The organism is Microbacterium sp. sgz311019 (assembly GCF_056135325.1).
The window spans coordinates 507,352-521,570 of sequence record NZ_JBWAXO010000002.1; the positions used below are offsets into that span (position 1 = coordinate 507,352).

General features: G+C 70.2%; 18 protein-coding genes. 10 read left to right on the forward strand and 8 right to left on the reverse strand.

Features of this window, described 5'->3' with window-relative positions; translation table 11 throughout:
• Positions 1–9 precede the first annotated feature (9 nt).
• Genes AC0NZN_RS05245 through xseA form a run of 4 tightly spaced genes read right to left on the reverse strand, consistent with a single transcriptional unit; the run spans position 10 to position 2,861 of the window.
• Positions 10–621 (reverse strand): carbonic anhydrase, encoded by a 612-nt coding sequence (locus AC0NZN_RS05245; RefSeq protein WP_474591273.1) that lies wholly within the window; start codon positions 619–621, stop codon positions 10–12.
• A gap of 38 nt (positions 622–659) precedes the next feature.
• Positions 660–1,295 (reverse strand): DUF4245 family protein, encoded by a 636-nt coding sequence (locus tag AC0NZN_RS05250; protein ID WP_474591204.1) that lies wholly within the window; start codon positions 1,293–1,295, stop codon positions 660–662.
• Positions 1,295–1,534, reverse strand: coding sequence for an exodeoxyribonuclease VII small subunit (locus AC0NZN_RS05255; protein ID WP_474591205.1), 240 nt, complete (start codon positions 1,532–1,534; stop codon positions 1,295–1,297). The genes AC0NZN_RS05250 and AC0NZN_RS05255 overlap by 1 nt, the downstream gene beginning before the upstream one ends.
• A gap of 10 nt (positions 1,535–1,544) precedes the next feature.
• The gene (gene xseA, locus AC0NZN_RS05260; protein ID WP_474591206.1) at positions 1,545–2,861 is read right to left on the reverse strand and encodes an exodeoxyribonuclease VII large subunit; all 1,317 of its coding nucleotides are present in this window, start codon (positions 2,859–2,861) and stop codon (positions 1,545–1,547) included.
• A gap of 86 nt (positions 2,862–2,947) precedes the next feature.
• Here xseA and AC0NZN_RS05265 point away from each other — a divergent pair, with 86 nt between their 5' ends.
• From AC0NZN_RS05265 to AC0NZN_RS05285, 5 genes are read left to right on the forward strand one after another with little or no spacing between them, the layout of a single operon-like run.
• Positions 2,948–3,997 carry a 4-hydroxy-3-methylbut-2-enyl diphosphate reductase gene (locus tag AC0NZN_RS05265; RefSeq protein WP_474591274.1) on the forward strand — a complete coding sequence of 350 codons (1,050 nt, stop codon included), beginning with the start codon at positions 2,948–2,950 and terminating at the stop codon, positions 3,995–3,997.
• Complete coding sequence (locus tag AC0NZN_RS05270; RefSeq protein WP_474591207.1) at positions 3,994–4,518, forward strand: DUF6264 family protein; 525 nt, start codon at positions 3,994–3,996, stop codon at positions 4,516–4,518. Before AC0NZN_RS05265 ends, AC0NZN_RS05270 begins: the two co-directional genes overlap by 4 nt.
• Positions 4,519–4,574: 56 nt before the next feature.
• Complete coding sequence (locus tag AC0NZN_RS05275) at positions 4,575–5,081, forward strand: sigma-70 family RNA polymerase sigma factor (protein ID WP_474591208.1); 507 nt, start codon at positions 4,575–4,577, stop codon at positions 5,079–5,081.
• A complete protein-coding gene (locus AC0NZN_RS05280; protein ID WP_474591209.1) occupies positions 5,078–5,797 on the forward strand; it encodes a zf-HC2 domain-containing protein in 720 nt (239 codons plus the stop codon). Before AC0NZN_RS05275 ends, AC0NZN_RS05280 begins: the two co-directional genes overlap by 4 nt.
• A 22-nt stretch (positions 5,798–5,819) precedes the next feature.
• On the forward strand, positions 5,820–6,371 hold the full coding sequence (locus tag AC0NZN_RS05285; protein ID WP_474591210.1) for an MOSC domain-containing protein: 552 nt from the start codon (positions 5,820–5,822) through the stop codon (positions 6,369–6,371).
• Between the two features lie 58 nt (positions 6,372–6,429).
• On the opposite strand, the gene fbaA is transcribed toward AC0NZN_RS05285, so the two are convergent.
• Entirely contained in the window at positions 6,430–7,461 is a 1,032-nt protein-coding gene (gene fbaA, locus AC0NZN_RS05290) for a class II fructose-bisphosphate aldolase (protein ID WP_474591211.1), read from the reverse strand.
• A 192-nt stretch (positions 7,462–7,653) separates the two neighbouring features.
• On the opposite strand from fbaA, the gene glpX reads away from it, so the two are divergent.
• Both glpX and AC0NZN_RS05300 read left to right on the forward strand, forming a co-directional pair.
• Complete coding sequence (glpX, locus tag AC0NZN_RS05295) at positions 7,654–8,643, forward strand: class II fructose-bisphosphatase (RefSeq protein ID WP_474591212.1); 990 nt, start codon at positions 7,654–7,656, stop codon at positions 8,641–8,643.
• Positions 8,644–8,739: 96 nt separating this feature from the next.
• Positions 8,740–8,952 (forward strand): UDP-N-acetylmuramyl pentapeptide phosphotransferase, encoded by a 213-nt coding sequence (locus AC0NZN_RS05300; protein ID WP_474591213.1) that lies wholly within the window; start codon positions 8,740–8,742, stop codon positions 8,950–8,952.
• 15 nt (positions 8,953–8,967) lie between these two features.
• Here the strand turns inward: AC0NZN_RS05300 and AC0NZN_RS05305 are convergent, their stop codons facing one another.
• Both AC0NZN_RS05305 and AC0NZN_RS05310 read right to left on the reverse strand, forming a co-directional pair.
• Positions 8,968–10,233, reverse strand: a complete 1,266-nt coding sequence (locus AC0NZN_RS05305) for a DNA recombination protein RmuC (protein WP_474591214.1) — start codon at positions 10,231–10,233, stop codon at positions 8,968–8,970.
• Positions 10,234–10,261: 28 nt separating this feature from the next.
• Positions 10,262–10,849 carry an exonuclease domain-containing protein gene (locus tag AC0NZN_RS05310; RefSeq protein WP_474591215.1) on the reverse strand — a complete coding sequence of 196 codons (588 nt, stop codon included), beginning with the start codon at positions 10,847–10,849 and terminating at the stop codon, positions 10,262–10,264.
• 89 nt (positions 10,850–10,938) lie between these two features.
• On the opposite strand from AC0NZN_RS05310, the gene AC0NZN_RS05315 reads away from it, so the two are divergent.
• The gene (locus AC0NZN_RS05315) at positions 10,939–11,688 is read left to right on the forward strand and encodes a class I SAM-dependent methyltransferase (RefSeq protein WP_474591216.1); all 750 of its coding nucleotides are present in this window, start codon (positions 10,939–10,941) and stop codon (positions 11,686–11,688) included.
• Here the strand turns inward: AC0NZN_RS05315 and AC0NZN_RS05320 are convergent.
• Complete coding sequence (locus AC0NZN_RS05320; protein ID WP_474591217.1) at positions 11,685–12,350, reverse strand: class I SAM-dependent methyltransferase; 666 nt, start codon at positions 12,348–12,350, stop codon at positions 11,685–11,687. The two genes, AC0NZN_RS05315 and AC0NZN_RS05320, sit on opposite strands and share 4 nt — an antisense overlap.
• Before the next feature lie 59 nt (positions 12,351–12,409).
• Here AC0NZN_RS05320 and AC0NZN_RS05325 point away from each other — a divergent pair, with 59 nt between their 5' ends.
• The gene (locus tag AC0NZN_RS05325; RefSeq protein ID WP_474591218.1) at positions 12,410–13,021 is read left to right on the forward strand and encodes a dihydrofolate reductase family protein; all 612 of its coding nucleotides are present in this window, start codon (positions 12,410–12,412) and stop codon (positions 13,019–13,021) included.
• Between the two features lie 33 nt (positions 13,022–13,054).
• A complete protein-coding gene (ychF, locus tag AC0NZN_RS05330) occupies positions 13,055–14,128 on the forward strand; it encodes a redox-regulated ATPase YchF (RefSeq protein WP_474591219.1) in 1,074 nt (357 codons plus the stop codon).
• The last annotated feature ends 91 nt before the right edge of the window (positions 14,129–14,219 follow it).

A 14,219-nucleotide genomic window follows, 5' to 3' on the forward strand; every position in this document is an offset into this window, starting at 1 on the left:
CCTCCGGTCTCAGGCTTCCACGTCGGTGGGAATGCCCACGATGATGTCGGGCACCGCGGTGCCCTCGGCGAGTCGGTAGTTGGCGCCGACGATCGCCAGGCGGCCGTCGGCGACGGCCTGCGTGATGAGGTCGGACGAGTTCAGGAGCTCGGCGACCGTGTCGCGAAGGTGCTCGCGGCCCACGGTCTCGGCGTCGACGGTCGCGGCGGACTGTCCAGGATTCGCGCGGAGCACGCGCCGTGCAGCCGGAACGATCGACGAGATGAGACGCCAGATGTGCGGAGGGAGCTCGGCGGCGTCGATGGCGGTGGAGTCGATGGCGGCCCGCACGGCGCCGCACTCGTCGTGACCGAGGACGACGATCAGGGGCACGTTCAGCACGGCGACCGCGTATTCCAGCGAGCCGACCACGGAGTCGGTGACGACCTGGCCCGCATTGCGGACGACGAAGAGGTCGCCGAGCCCCTGGTCGAAGATGATCTCCGCGGCCAGACGCGAGTCGGCGCAGCCGAACAGAGCCGCGCGCGGCGCCTGCATGTGCGCGAGATCGTGCCGCCGCTCGACGTCCTGGCGCGGGTGGATCGGCTCGCCGGCGACGAAGCGGGCGTTGCCGTGCCGCATCTCGGCCCAGACGTCGGTCGGCGTGGCTGCGGTCCCGGTCACTCGGCGGCTCCGTTCAGGTCGTGGATCTGCTGGGCGAGTCCCTTGGCGGCGACGGCCGCCGTCTTCGAGCTCGCCGTTCCATAGATGAGAACGCGGTCCTTGCCCGCGGCCGTCCCCATGGCGTACGAGACGTTGCCGGCGCGCGCGGGGTCCGGGATGCCGTAGACCGTCCAGGTGACGCCGTCGATGACGACGGTGCCGGAGGGTGCCGCTCCGCTCAGCTTGCGGGCATCCCACGCGGTGTCGGCGTCGAAAGCCTGCGAGACCCGCAGGTAGCCCTTGTCGTCGGTGGGCACGTAGGCGATGGACCACGTGTCGCTGCCGTCGATCGCAGCCTGGTTCACGCGCCAGGATGACGGCACATGCGGCACGACGATCGGGTGGTCGTACCCGCTCTGCACCTGCCGGGCGACGGAGGCGACGTCGATGGAGCCCTGCTCGGCGGGCGTGCCGCGCGGCACGGACAGGACGATGACGACGACGATCGCCAGCGTCACGAGCAGTGCCGCGATGAGGTTGCGGAAGGTCTGGCTCGAACGGTAGACGCGGGATGACTCGGCCTTGCGGGCCGCGGTCTCGTCTGGCGTCTCCGGGCGGCCGAGTTCGGCGACGACGCGCGGTCCGTGCGCCATCATGCCTCCGCGGCGCGAGCGGGCTCCGCCCCGCGCGCCTCGTCGAGCCGGCGCTTCGCGCCGACGAGCCATTCCTCGCAGCGTGCCGCGAGCGCCTCGCCCCGTTCCCACAGGGCGAGCGAGTGCTCGAGCGACGGCGCACCCTGCTCGAGTTCGGCGACGACGCGCACCAGCTCGTCGCGGGCCTGCTCGAAGGAGAGGGACGTCACGTCGGGAAGGCCCTCGGTCGACGCGGTCATGGGTTCCATCTTAGTTCGGCGCGCCGCCCGGGCCCGCCGCCGCATCCGTCGTCGCGGGGCTCTCGCCGATCTCGCCTTCCGAGAGTGCCGCGAGGGAGCCACGGGCGACCGTGACGACGAGCTGTGCGCCGGCCGGGGCCTGCGCCGCATCCCGCACGATGACGTCCCCGTCCACGAGCGCGATCGCGTAGCCCCGCGCGAGCGTCGCCCCCGGCGACAGCGCGCGGAGGCCTGCGCGCAGCTCCGCGGTGCGCAGGGTCGCGGCATCCAGTTCCCGCTCCACGATGTCGCGCCCGCGCGCGGTCGCCATGCGGATCTCGTGCTCGCGCGAGGTCAGCATCGACTCCGGCGAGCGCAGGGCCGGACGCGATCTCAGCTGCTCGAGCTGGGCGATGTCATGCGACAGGCGCTGCGTGAGGCGGCCGGTGAGGCGCGCGCGCAGCTGCCCGATGAGGGCGCGCTGCTCGGCGACGTCGGGCACGACGCGTTTGGCGGCATCCGTCGGCGTCGATGCCCGCAGATCGGCGACGTCGTCCAGGAGCGGGTGGTCGTTCTCGTGCCCGATGGCGCTGACGACGGGAGTGGATGCGGCGGCCACCGCACGCAGCAGGCGCTCGTCGCTGAAGCCGAGGAGGGTCTGCGGGTCCCCGCCGCCCCGGGCGATGATGATGACGTCCACGTCGGGGTCGGCGTCCAGCGCCGTCAGCGCTCCGATCGTCTCGGGCACGCACCGGTCGCCCTGGACGGCCGCGTGCGCCGTGCGGAATCGCACCTGCGGCCAGCGCAGCTCGGCGTTGCGGTGCACGTCGCGCTCGGCGTCGGACTTCTCGCCGGTGATGAGGCCGATGCAGCGGGGGAGGAACGGGATCGGCTTCTTGCGCGCCGGATCGAACAGGCCCTCGGCGTGCAGCTGCGCCCGCAGCCTCTCGAGCCGCTCGAGCTGGTCACCGAGCCCCATGTGGCGCATCGCCGAGACCGTGAAGGTGAAGTCGCCGCCGCGCACGTAGTAGTCGGCCTTGACGCACGCGATGACGTGGTCGCCGACCTTGAGGTCGGGCAGGCGGCGCAGCGTCGTCGACCAGAGCCGGAAGGAGAGGGTGGCATCCACGCCCAGATCCTTGATGCGGCCGTACACGTTGCCGCCCCGGAGGTTCCACGAGGTGATCTCGCCCTCGACCCACACGGATCCCCACCGCTCGACGAATCCGTGGATGGTGTCGTTGAGGCGCGCGACCGAGGTCGGGGCATCCGGCGACGAGTCGCGCGGGGCCACGGCATCGGCGGGCGGCGGCTCGCCCGGCACGTGGTCGGGGCGGAAGGTCGTCATGGGTCCCTGTCTGTGCGTCCTCTCGGCTGCGCCCGAGCGGCCGACCATAGAATCAAGGGGTGAGCACCCCTGCTGTGAAGCTGCCCGTGCCCCGCATCCCGGGGCGCCGAGGGCGCCTTCAGGATATCCCTGTGGACGGACGCAAACGCGTTCTGCTGGCCTCTCCACGGGGGTACTGCGCGGGTGTCGACCGCGCGGTCATCGCCGTCGAGAAGGCCCTGGAGCGCTTCGGCGCGCCCGTCTACGTGCGCAAGCAGATCGTGCACAACATCCACGTCGTCACGGAACTCGAGGCCCAGGGCGCGATCTTCGTGGACGAGGTCGACGAGGTGCCCGAGGGCGCGCACGTCGTGTTCAGCGCTCACGGCGTGTCGCCGGCGGTCGTCAGTGCGGCCGCGAACCGGGGCCTGCAGGCGATCGACGCGACGTGCCCGCTCGTGACCAAGGTGCACCGCGAGGCGGTGCGCTTCGCGCGCGACGACTACGAGATCCTCCTCATCGGCCATCTCGGTCACGAGGAGGTCGAGGGCACCGCAGGCGAGGCGCCGGACCACGTGACGATCGTCAATTCGCCCGACGAGGCCGACACCGTCGCGGTGAAGGACCCCTCGAAGATCGTGTGGCTCTCGCAGACCACCCTCTCGGTCGACGAGACGATGGAGACCGTGCGGCGTCTGCGCGACCGGTTCCCCGAGCTGCACGATCCGCCCTCGGACGACATCTGCTACGCGACGCAGAACCGGCAGGTCGCGATCAAGAAGGTGGCGAAGGATGCCGACCTCGTGATCGTCGTCGGCTCCGCGAACTCGTCCAACAGTGTGCGCCTCGTCGAGGTCGCGCTCGAGTACGGCGCCAAGGCCGCCTACCGGGTCGACTACGCCGACGAGGTGCAGCAGGACTGGCTCGACGGCGTGGAGACGGTCGGCGTGACGAGCGGCGCATCCGTTCCCGAGGTCCTCGTGCAGCAGGTGCTCGAGGAGCTCGCCGGTGCCGGATACCGCGATGTCGAAGAGGTCCGCACCGCCGAGGAGGATCTCATGTTCTCCCTCCCGAAGGAGCTGCGGCACGACACCGCCGGCCGACGCGACGAGCGCGCGCTGGGCGGCCGCACGGCGGGCGGAGGAGCCGGCGCATGAGCACCCCCGACGACCGTCCGAGCCCCGCGTACGGGGAATACGCGACGCCAGAGGAGCAGCGGGCACGGATCCAGCACCCACTGCCCGCATACGAGCCCGCGCCATCGCAACCCGCCGCTGCGGAGCCCGTCGCCCCGCCTGCGCGCGGCCACCTGATCGACCGCATCGTCACGGTCGCCCTGCTCGCCTACGGCGCATTCGTCGTCGTGAGCACCGTCGTCGAGCTCTCGGACTTCACCGTGTTCGCCGACGCGTGGATGAAGACCATGGGCATCGCCGGGTCGTTCACGCCGACCCCGCAGTCGCAGGCGTGGGCCACCGCCGGTGTGATCGTGTTCGCGATCGGCTGGGTCGCGACCGCGCTGTTCTCCTGGCGTGCGCTGGCGCGCGGGCGGCGCGCATGGTGGATCCCCCTCGTCGGCGCGACCATCAGCTGGATCCTGCTCACGGTCTGCCTCACCATCCCGCTGGTGGCCGACCCCGCCGTCATCCACTGGTTCGATCAGCAGACGACGCGCTGACCGGGCGCTGTTGAACCATGGGCCCCTCGTTATCGTGATGACAGCGAGGAGGACCCGTGCGAAACACCGACGAAGCTCGGCTGACGGCGCTCTTCGACGCACATGCGGCGCCGTTGCGGCGCTACGTCATCGCGCTCACGGGTGACTCGGCAGCAGCCGACGACGTCGTGCAGGAGACGCTGCTGCGCGCGTGGCGCACTCCGCGGATCCTCGCCGAGGAACCCGAGTCGCTGCGCGGATGGATGCTGACGGTCGCACGGCGCATCGTCATCGACGAGGCGCGCAGCGCGCGCCGGCGGCACGAGTTCGCCGTCGCGGATCCCCCCGAGCACGCGGGGGTGGATGCCGCGGACCTGCTGCTCGATGGCATCCTGATCCGCGACGCCCTCGCGACGCTCACCCCGGATCATCGCGCGGTCATCCTCCACGCGTACTACCTGGGAAGAAGCGTCGCACAGACGGCGGCGGAGCTCGACATCCCCGAGGGAACGGTCAAGTCGAGATTGCACTACGGACTGCGCGCGCTGCGCCTGGCCCTGCAGGAGAGGGGGGTGACGAGATGATGGATCGCTTCGCGGAATGGGATGCCGCCTACCTGATCGGAGCGCTCTCGCCTGCCGACCGTGCGGCGTTCGAGGGGCATCTGGAGACCTGCGCGGAATGCCGTGCCGCCGTGTCGCAGCTCGCGCCGACGGCGGGCCTGCTCTCGCGGGTGCGGGCGGACGCGCTCGCCGAGGACACCGGGACCGCTTCATCCGCGGGGGAGGTCGAGTGGGCCGCACGAAGCGCACTCATCGAGCGGGCACGCGCTGCGCAGAGACGGCGACGGACCCTGCGGCTCGGGCTCGCCCTTGCCGCCGCGGTGGTCGTCATCGCGGCCGTCGCGCTTCCGCTGACGCTCGGCGAGGCCATCGACCCGCGGACGCCGGAGGCCATCCCGACCGCGACTGCCTTGCCCTCGCTGCCGCCGGCGGAGGCGATGCAGCCGTTGACGACGGCTCCGCTCACGGCGTCCGTGCGCCTGCAGGGTGTGGCGTGGGGGACCAAGATCGACCTCTCCTGCAGATACGCCCCGACCTACAGCACCGGCGGCGGCGACCACGTGTACGCCCTGGCGGTGGTCGGCACCGACGGCTCCACGACCCAGCTGTCGACATGGAAGGTGCTCGCCGGGAAGGACGCGCATCTGAGCGCGGGAACCGCGCTGGACACGGCATCCATCCGCGCCATCCAGATCCTGGACGCGTCCGGCAAGGTGCTCATGACCTACTCGCCCTGACGCCCGTCGATAGGCTGACGGGATGCCTCATCTGGTCGCCGTCTGTGTCGTCCGCCAGCTCCGCGCGGATGCGGGGTCTGTCGGGGTGACCGCGATCGACAAGGTCCCTGTCGACGGGCCGGTGCGGGTCGGCGCCTATGGAGCGCATGCGGACGTGCAGGCCGATCGCAAGAACCACGGCGGCCTCGACAAGGCGCTCTACGCCTACGCCGACGAGGATGCCGACCACTGGGCCGGCGAACTCGGGCGTGAGCTTCCGCCCGGCTGGTTCGGCGAGAACCTCCGGGTGCGGGGCTTGGACGTCAACGCGTCTCGCATCGGCGACCGCTGGCGCATCGGCGACAGGGTCGAGGTCGAGGTCACGATGCCCCGCACGCCCTGCCAGACGTTCGCGCGGTGGGTCGGCGGCGACGACGAGCGGGGGTGGGTCACGCGCTTCTCGAGCGCACGGCGTCTCGGCCCCTACCTGCGGGTGGTGCGGACCGGCCGTATCCAGGCCGGCGACGAGATCATCGTCGTCCCCGCTCCGGACGGCGCCCCGGGGCTGCTGGACGCCTACCGCGACCCGCAATAGGTCGCGGAGACGACGGATGCCTCGGCCCGCGGGCCGAGGCATCCATCAGGTTGTCGGATCAGGCGCTCTTCGACTGTCCTGCCGAGCCGAGCTGCTTCGTGGCCTCGACGACGCGGGCCGCCATCGCCGACTCGGCGATCTTGCCCCACGCGCGCGGGTCGTAGGCCTTCTTGTTGCCGACCTCGCCGTCGATCTTGAGCACGCCGTCGTAGTTCTGGAACATGAAGCCGGCGACCGAGCGCGTGAACGCGTACTGGGTGTCGGTGTCGATGTTCATCTTCACCACGCCGTTCTTGACGGCGAGCGCGATCTCCTCGTCGCTCGAGCCGCTGCCGCCGTGGAAGACCAGGTCGAGGGGCTTCGCGCCGGTGCCGAACTGCGCGGCGATGCCGGCTTGGATCTCGCCGAGGAGCTCGGGCTTGAGCTTGACGTTGCCCGGCTTGTAGACGCCGTGCACATTGCCGAAGGTCAGGGCGGCGATGTAGCGGCCGTTCTCGCCGAGACCGAGCGCCTCGACGAACTTCGACACGTCCGCGGTCGTCGTGTACAGCGCCTCGTTGGTGCCCTCGTGCGCGACGCCGTCCTCCTCGCCGCCCACGACGCCGATCTCGACCTCGAGGATGGAGTTGATGTTCTTCATGCGGGGGAGGAGTTCCTTGGCGATCTCGACGTTCTCGTCGAGCGGCACGGCCGAGCCGTCCCACATGTGTGACTGGAAGATCGGGTTGCGGCCCGCCTTGACCTCCTCCTCCGAGGCCTCGATGAGCGGCAGCACGAAGTCGGCGAGGGCCGGCTTCGGGCAGTGGTCGGTGTGCAGCGCGATCGTGATCGGGTAGTTCTTGGCGACCTCGGTGGCGAACTTCGCGAAGGCGAGAGCGCCGGTCGCGCGCCCCTTGACGGTGTGTCCGGCGAAGTAGTCCGCGCCGCCGGTCGTCACCTGGATGATGCCGTCCGAGCCGGCCTCAGTGAGGCCCTGGAGGATGGCGTTGATGCTCTGCGAGCTCGCCGCGTTGATGGCGGGGTACGCGAATCCGCCGGCCTTCGCGCGGTCGAGCATCTCTGCGTACTGTTCGGGGGTGGCGACGGGCATGTCCGACTCCTCGATCGTTGTGGGGGTATCACCACTGAGCTTAGTGACGCGTGGAAGATCCACCATGTCGTGGTGCGAGCCGCGGACCGCGGAACAGCGGGTTCTGACGGCGCGGCAAGAACGACTGTTCTTTCGAGCCCGCGGCCGGAGGGAAGGCCGGTTTTCGCCACGGCGCCGGAATACCATGGCGCCATGGTCAGCCTTTCCGCCGAGATGAGCCCGCTCCGCCCCGATCGCAACCTCGCCCTCGAACTGGTGCGCGCCACGGAGGCCGCGGCCATCCGCGCCGTGCCGTTCATCGGTCGCGGGGCCAAGGAGGCGGCCGACGGCGCCGCCGTCGACGCCATGCGGGCGTTCCTCGGAACCGTGAACTTCGACGGCACCATCGTGATCGGCGAGGGCGAGAAGGACAACGCCCCGATGCTCTTCAACGGCGAGCACGTGGGCAACGGCCGCGGCCCTCAGTGCGACATCGCGGTGGACCCGATCGACGGGACGTCGCTGACCGCCGCCGGCCGCAACAACGCCCTCTCGGTCATCGCGGTGGCCGACAGCGGCGCGATGCTCGACGCATCCAGCGTCTTCTACATGGACAAGCTCGTCACCGGGCCGGCGGGCGTCGGCGTGGTCGACATCCGCCTCCCCGTCGCGGAGAACATCCGACTGCTGGCGAAGTCGCTCGGCAAGCCGGTGGATGAGATCGTCGTCTCGGTGCTGCACCGCCCTCGCCACGAGGAGCTCATCGCCGAGATCCGCGAGGCGGGTGCGGGCACGCGGCTCATGAGCGACGGCGATGTCGCCGGCGGCATCAACGCGGCACGCCACAACGCCCGCACCGACATGTGCATCGGCATCGGCGGCTCGCCCGAGGGCATCGTCACCACGTGTGCGATCAAAGCGCTCGGCGGCCACATCCAAGGCCGCCTGTGGGCGCGCGACGACGAGGAGAAGCAGCGCGGCATCGACGCCGGCCTGAAGCTCGACGGGTACGTGTACGAGGCTGACGAGATGGTCCGGGGAAACAACACGCTGTTCGTCGCGACGGGTGTGACCGATGGGGCGCTTGTGGCGGGTGTTCGCCGCGAAGGGGACTACCTGTACACCGAGAGCGTCGTCCTGCGCGGCGTCTCCGGCACGCTGCGCCGGATCTCGTCGGAGCACCTCGTCTCCAAGTGGCTGTAGGCGGCGCGGCCCCCTCCGGGAGCGTCCTCCGCGTGCCGGGGGCGGTTCTCTGGCACAATTGACGGGTCCCGTACACAGCACGAGAGGGGACCGGTCATGGCAGGTCCTGCAGGTGAACCTCCCGTTCGCACGGGCGCTCATGCGGTCGTTGCGAACGCACACGATCCGGCGCGACGCCCGGACGTCCTGTTCCGTGTCCGGCGCGACGAGGGCCATCAGGTCAGCGCGTGGTGGCTCGTCGGCGCCTTCGTGGGCGTCACTCTCGCAGTCATCGCGCTCATGAACTTCATCCCGCAGGGTCTCGTCTGATCTCCTGACACAGCATCAGTCCGGCTCGGCGAGCCGGTCGCGCAACTCTCCCACGTCTGCAGTGAGCTCGAACTCGTCCGCGACGAGACGTCGCGGCGTGCGCTCGATCGTCGCGGGCACCGCGAGGGCGTCGAGCTTCGTCTCGTCGATGCCCGGGAATCGCCGTGCCGTCACGAGCACGCGCGACTCGAGCGCCCCCGCGAAGCGGTTGTAGGTCTCGACGGTCCGCTCGATCGCGCGGCGCATGTCGTCCGCGTGTCCGGCCAGTGTGCCCAGCCGCTCGTAGAGCTGCGTGCCGAGGTCGAACAGCTGCCGCGCCTCCTGGGTCACGTCCTGCTGGGTCCACGTGTATGCGACGGTCTTGAGCACCGCCCAGAGGTTGACGGGCGAGGCGAGGGCGACGCGCTTGCCGAATGCATAGTCGAGCAGCGCCGGATCCTCCTCGAGCGCCGCGGCGAGCAGTGACTCGCTCGGGATGAAGCAGATGACGAACTCCGGGCTCGCGCCGATCCCGGCCCAGTAGGTCTTGCGGGCGAGAGCGTCGATGTGGGCGCGGACGGCCTTCACGTGCCGCCCGAGGAGCGCCGTGCGCCGCGCCCCCTCGTCGCCCTGGGCCGTGATCGGGATCGCGCTCGCCTCGAGATATGCGTCGAGCGGCACCTTCGCGTCGACGGCCAGCGCTCGCTGGCCGGGAAGGCGGATCACCATGTCGGGGCGACCGGCGCCCGCATCCGTCTGGATGGCCGTCTGCGTGTCGAAGTCGACGTACCGCGTGAGACCGGCCGCCTCGACGACCCGGCGCAGCTGCGTCTCGCCCCACACGCCGCGTGTCGCACCCGAGCGCAGCGCGCTGGCGAGGGATTCCGTCGTCGCCCGCAGGGCCTCGCCACTCACGCGCGTCTGCCGCAGCTGCTCCGCCACCATCCCGAACTGGTGCTGCCGATCGCGCTCCAGGTCGTCGACCTTGAGCTGCATGGTCTCCAGCGTCTCGCGCACCGGGGCGAGCGCCCGGAGCACTGCCTGCTCGCGGCGCTCGCGCTCCTCGCGCGCGGCCTGGTCGTCGCGGGCCTGCGCGACGAGCTCGCGGTACAGGGCCACTTGCCGCTGCAGCTCGGCGTGCGCAGCATCCCGGGCAGCCTCCGCCGCCGCCGTGCGGGATGCGAGACCCGCCCGCACGGCGCTCTCGCGGTTCGCGCCGCGCGCGAGCCCGGCGAACCAGCCGGCCAGCGCGCCGATGGCGATGCCGACGACGGCGATCACGGCGAGTGTCAATGCGTCCATGACAGAAGGATGCCGGGAACCTCCGACATCACGCCGCGAACAGGGCCGGTGCAGGGATGCGCCGCATCTCCACGCCTGCCGCCTCCGCGAGGTGCGCGATGTCGTCCGTGCCGGTGCGCCGCGCCGCGTCGATCATGATGTGCGCGCACGCGAGGGCGTCGGCCGCGGCGTCGTGGTGCGCGAAGCCGGTGAAGCCCGCGGCGGCGGCGACCGACGGCAGGCGGTACGACTCGAGGTCGTACAGCCGTCGGGCGATCTGCAGGCTGCAGGCGTAGCGGTAGGGCGGGCAGATGTCGCCGGTCACGTCGCTCGCGGCGCGCAGCACGGCCATGTCGAAGCCCGCGTTGTGCGCAACCAGGACGTCCGCCCCCGCGAAGGCGGCGAGGTCGCCGAGCTGCGCGCTCCACGTGGGTGCGTCCCGCACGTCCTCGGGGTGGATGCCGTGGATCCCCACATTGATCTCGAAGAACGCGTCGTGGCCCGGCGGCGGCTGGATCAGCCATCCCGCCCGGGCGACGATGCGGCCGTCGCGCACGCGGGCGAGGCCCACCGCACACGCCGACGCATTGCTGGAATTCGCCGTCTCGAAGTCGATCGCGGTGAAGTCCAGTCCCACGTCTCCAGCGTCGCCGTCGCCGCCGCGCAGTCCGTGAGGCGCGCCGGGCGAACAAGCGATCGGCATTCGTCCGGCGTACGCTCGGGCACATGGCCACACGCGATGAGATGGCGCGCTCGTTCGGGGCCGCCGCATCCACGTACGAGTCCGGAAGGCCGGATTACCCCATCGAAGCGGTGCGATGGATGCTCGCTCCCGTCGTCGACGGCGAGGCCTCGATCCGCGCGGTGGACGTCGGCGCCGGCACCGGCAAACTCACCCGCGTCGTCGAGGCGATCGGGGCGCAGACGGTCGCCGTCGATCCGGATGCCGACATGCTCGCACGTCTGCACGCGGAGCTTCCCGCGATCCCGACCTTCGTCGGGACGGCGGAGCGCATGCAGTTGCCGGATGCGAGCGTCGACGCCGTCGTGCTCGGACAGGCGTGGCACTGGGTCGACATCGAGGCCGCATCCGAGGAGGCTGCGCGCGTGCTGCGCTCGGGTGGAGTGCTCGGGCTGATCTGGAACATCCGCGACGACAGCGTCGACTGGGTGTCCGAGATGTCAGTCATCATGCACAGCAGCAATGCCGAGATCATGATCGCCGAGGGCGGACCGGTCGTCGGCGCGCCGTTCGGTGCGCTCGAATGGCAGAGCTGGGCATGGATGCGGCCCATGACCCGGGACGCGCTGTTCGATATGGCGCGCTCGCGCAGCTACCTCATCACCGCCGATCCGGACGACCGGGCCCGGATCGAACACGAGCTCGGGATTCTGTTCGACCAGATCGGCGCGACGGAGGATGCCGTCATCCAGCTGCCCTATGTGACGAGGGCGTTCCGCACGATGCGGCCTTAGCGGGGGCGCACCGCGCCGACGATCCGCCATGGACCGCTCGCAGCGTGGTAGCTCGCATCGAAGCCGCGGGTCGTGAGCACCGAGACCATGTCGCCGGGCGGATGCGCGAACATCCGGTAGGAACGGCGGTTCAGGGCGCTCCATGCGTTGATCGCGCGGACGCCCAGCCGCGTCATCCGGGTGGGCGCCGGGTAACTGAAGACCACGGCCCGCTTCCCTCGCCCCGCCGCTGCGCCGAGCAGGCGTGCGACATCCGGGTAGCAGCAGACGACCCGGTGGAGCACGACGATGTCCGCCGGCTCGACGGCCTCGGGCGTACCCGCCAGGTCGACGCCGAGCAGCCTCGTCGCCCGATCGCGCAACCCGGCCTCGTCGAGCAGGCGCGCCGCCTCGGGTTCGTAGGCGGACGAGAGCTCGACGTTGGTGGTGTGGGATGCACCGTGCTTGAGCGCCTCGAGCTGGATGTCGCCGATCCCGCCGCCGATCTCGAGCAGCGAGGACCCGTCGAGGCCCACGGACGACGCGAACTGGAGGATCAGCTGAGCGCTCGGCGTCAGACCGTCGCTGCGGTACCGCTCGGCGAGCCGGCGCGCGAAGCGGGCATTGAACTCGCGGTCGTATCCGTTCGGGATCCGCGGCGCGCAGCAGTCGTCCACGGCCATCAGTATGCCCCTGCGCGGTGCCGTCGGGCGGCGTCGGCGGGGGGCGATAGCGTGGCGCGATGCGCACTCTCACCGTCTGCAACTTCGTCACCGTCGATGGCCGTTACGAGGACGACGAGCACGACATCGGCTCGTTCTTCGAGCATCAGCACCCCGATTACCACGGGGCCGACTCGTTCGACTTCTACACGACCGAGCTCATGCGCGAGACGGACACCCTGCTGCTGTCGGGCCGCCGCTCGACGCTCGGCAACCTCGGCTATTGGACCACGGTGCAGGGGAACCCGGAGGCGACCGCCATCCGCCGCGAGTTCGCGGACCTGATTCTCGGCGTCGAGAAGATCGTCGTCTCCGACACGATCACGGAGGACGACCTCGCGCCCTATGAGAACGTGCGCATCGTTCGCGTGGCGGAGGCCCGCGCCGAGGTGGCGGCGTTGAAGGAACGGCAGGGACGGGGCATCCTGATCCTGCTCGGTCGGGTGCTCTGGAACGATCTGATGGATGCCGGTCTCGTCGACGAGCTGCATCTCGTGACCTTCCCGCTCATCGCGGGATCGGGGGTTGCGCTGTTCGATGCCAAGCCGTCTGTCGCGCTGAAGCTCCTCGGAACGCGGGTGTGGGAGGAATCCGGCAACGTGCTCATGCGCTGGCGAGTAGAGCCCGACTAAGGGTGCGACAGGCCCCAACTAGACTGGATGCCCGTGGCTCTCACCATCGGAATCGTAGGACTGCCCAACGTCGGCAAGTCCACCCTCTTCAACGCCCTGACCAAGAACCAGGTGCTCGCGGCGAACTACCCGTTCGCGACGATCGAGCCCAATGTCGGGGTCGTGAATCTGCCCGACGCGAGGCTGCAGCAGCTGGCGGAGGTGTTCCACAGCGAGCGCGTGGTGCCCGCCGTCGTGTCGTTCGTCGACATCGCGGGCATCGTCCGCGGAGCCTCGGAGGGTGAGGGGCTCGGCAACAAGTTCCTCGCGAACATCCGCGAGGCGGACGCCATCGCGCAGGTCGTCCGGGGTTTCGCCGACGACGACGTCGTGCACGTCGAGGGGGCGGTGAACCCGCAGAACGACATGGAGACGATCAACGCCGAACTGATGCTCGCCGACCTCGAGACGCTGGAGAAGGCGATCGCCCGGTACGAGAAGGAAGTCCGCGGCAAGAAGATCGACCCGGTCGTGCTCTCGACCGCGCAGGCGGTGAAGGATGCGCTGGAGCGCGGCATGCTGCTGTCGGCATCCGGGATCGATCTGGAGCCGATCCGCGAGCTGGGGCTGCTCAGTGCGAAGCCCGTCATCTTCGTCTTCAACGTGGACGAGGCCGTGCTGACGGATGCCGGCCGCAAGGCGGAGCTCGCAGCGCTCGTCGCGCCCGCGCAGGCAGTGTTCCTCGACGCGAAGATCGAGTCCGAGCTGATCGACCTCGATCCCGAGGATGCGGCGGAGCTGCTCGCGTCGACGGGGCAGGACGAATCCGGCCTCGACCAGCTCGCCCGCATCGGATTCGACACGCTGGGGCTGCAGACCTATCTCACCGCGGGTCCCAAGGAGGCGCGCGCCTGGACGATCGGCAAGGGCTGGAAGGCGCCGCAGGCCGCGGGCGTCATCCACACGGACTTCGAGAAGGGCTTCATCAAGGCCGAGGTCATTCACTTCCAGGATCTGATCGACTTGGGTTCCGTGCATGAGGCCCGCGCACACGGCAAGGCCCGTATGGAGGGCAAGGACTACGTCATGCAGGACGGCGACGTCGTGGAGTTCCGCTTCAACGTCTGAGCGGTGAGAAAAAGTCCTGATCAGAGGCTTTTTCTTGGCAAATATCTGCTCGCTAGTCCGCAAAAAGTCCGCAGAATATCCGGCCTGGCGC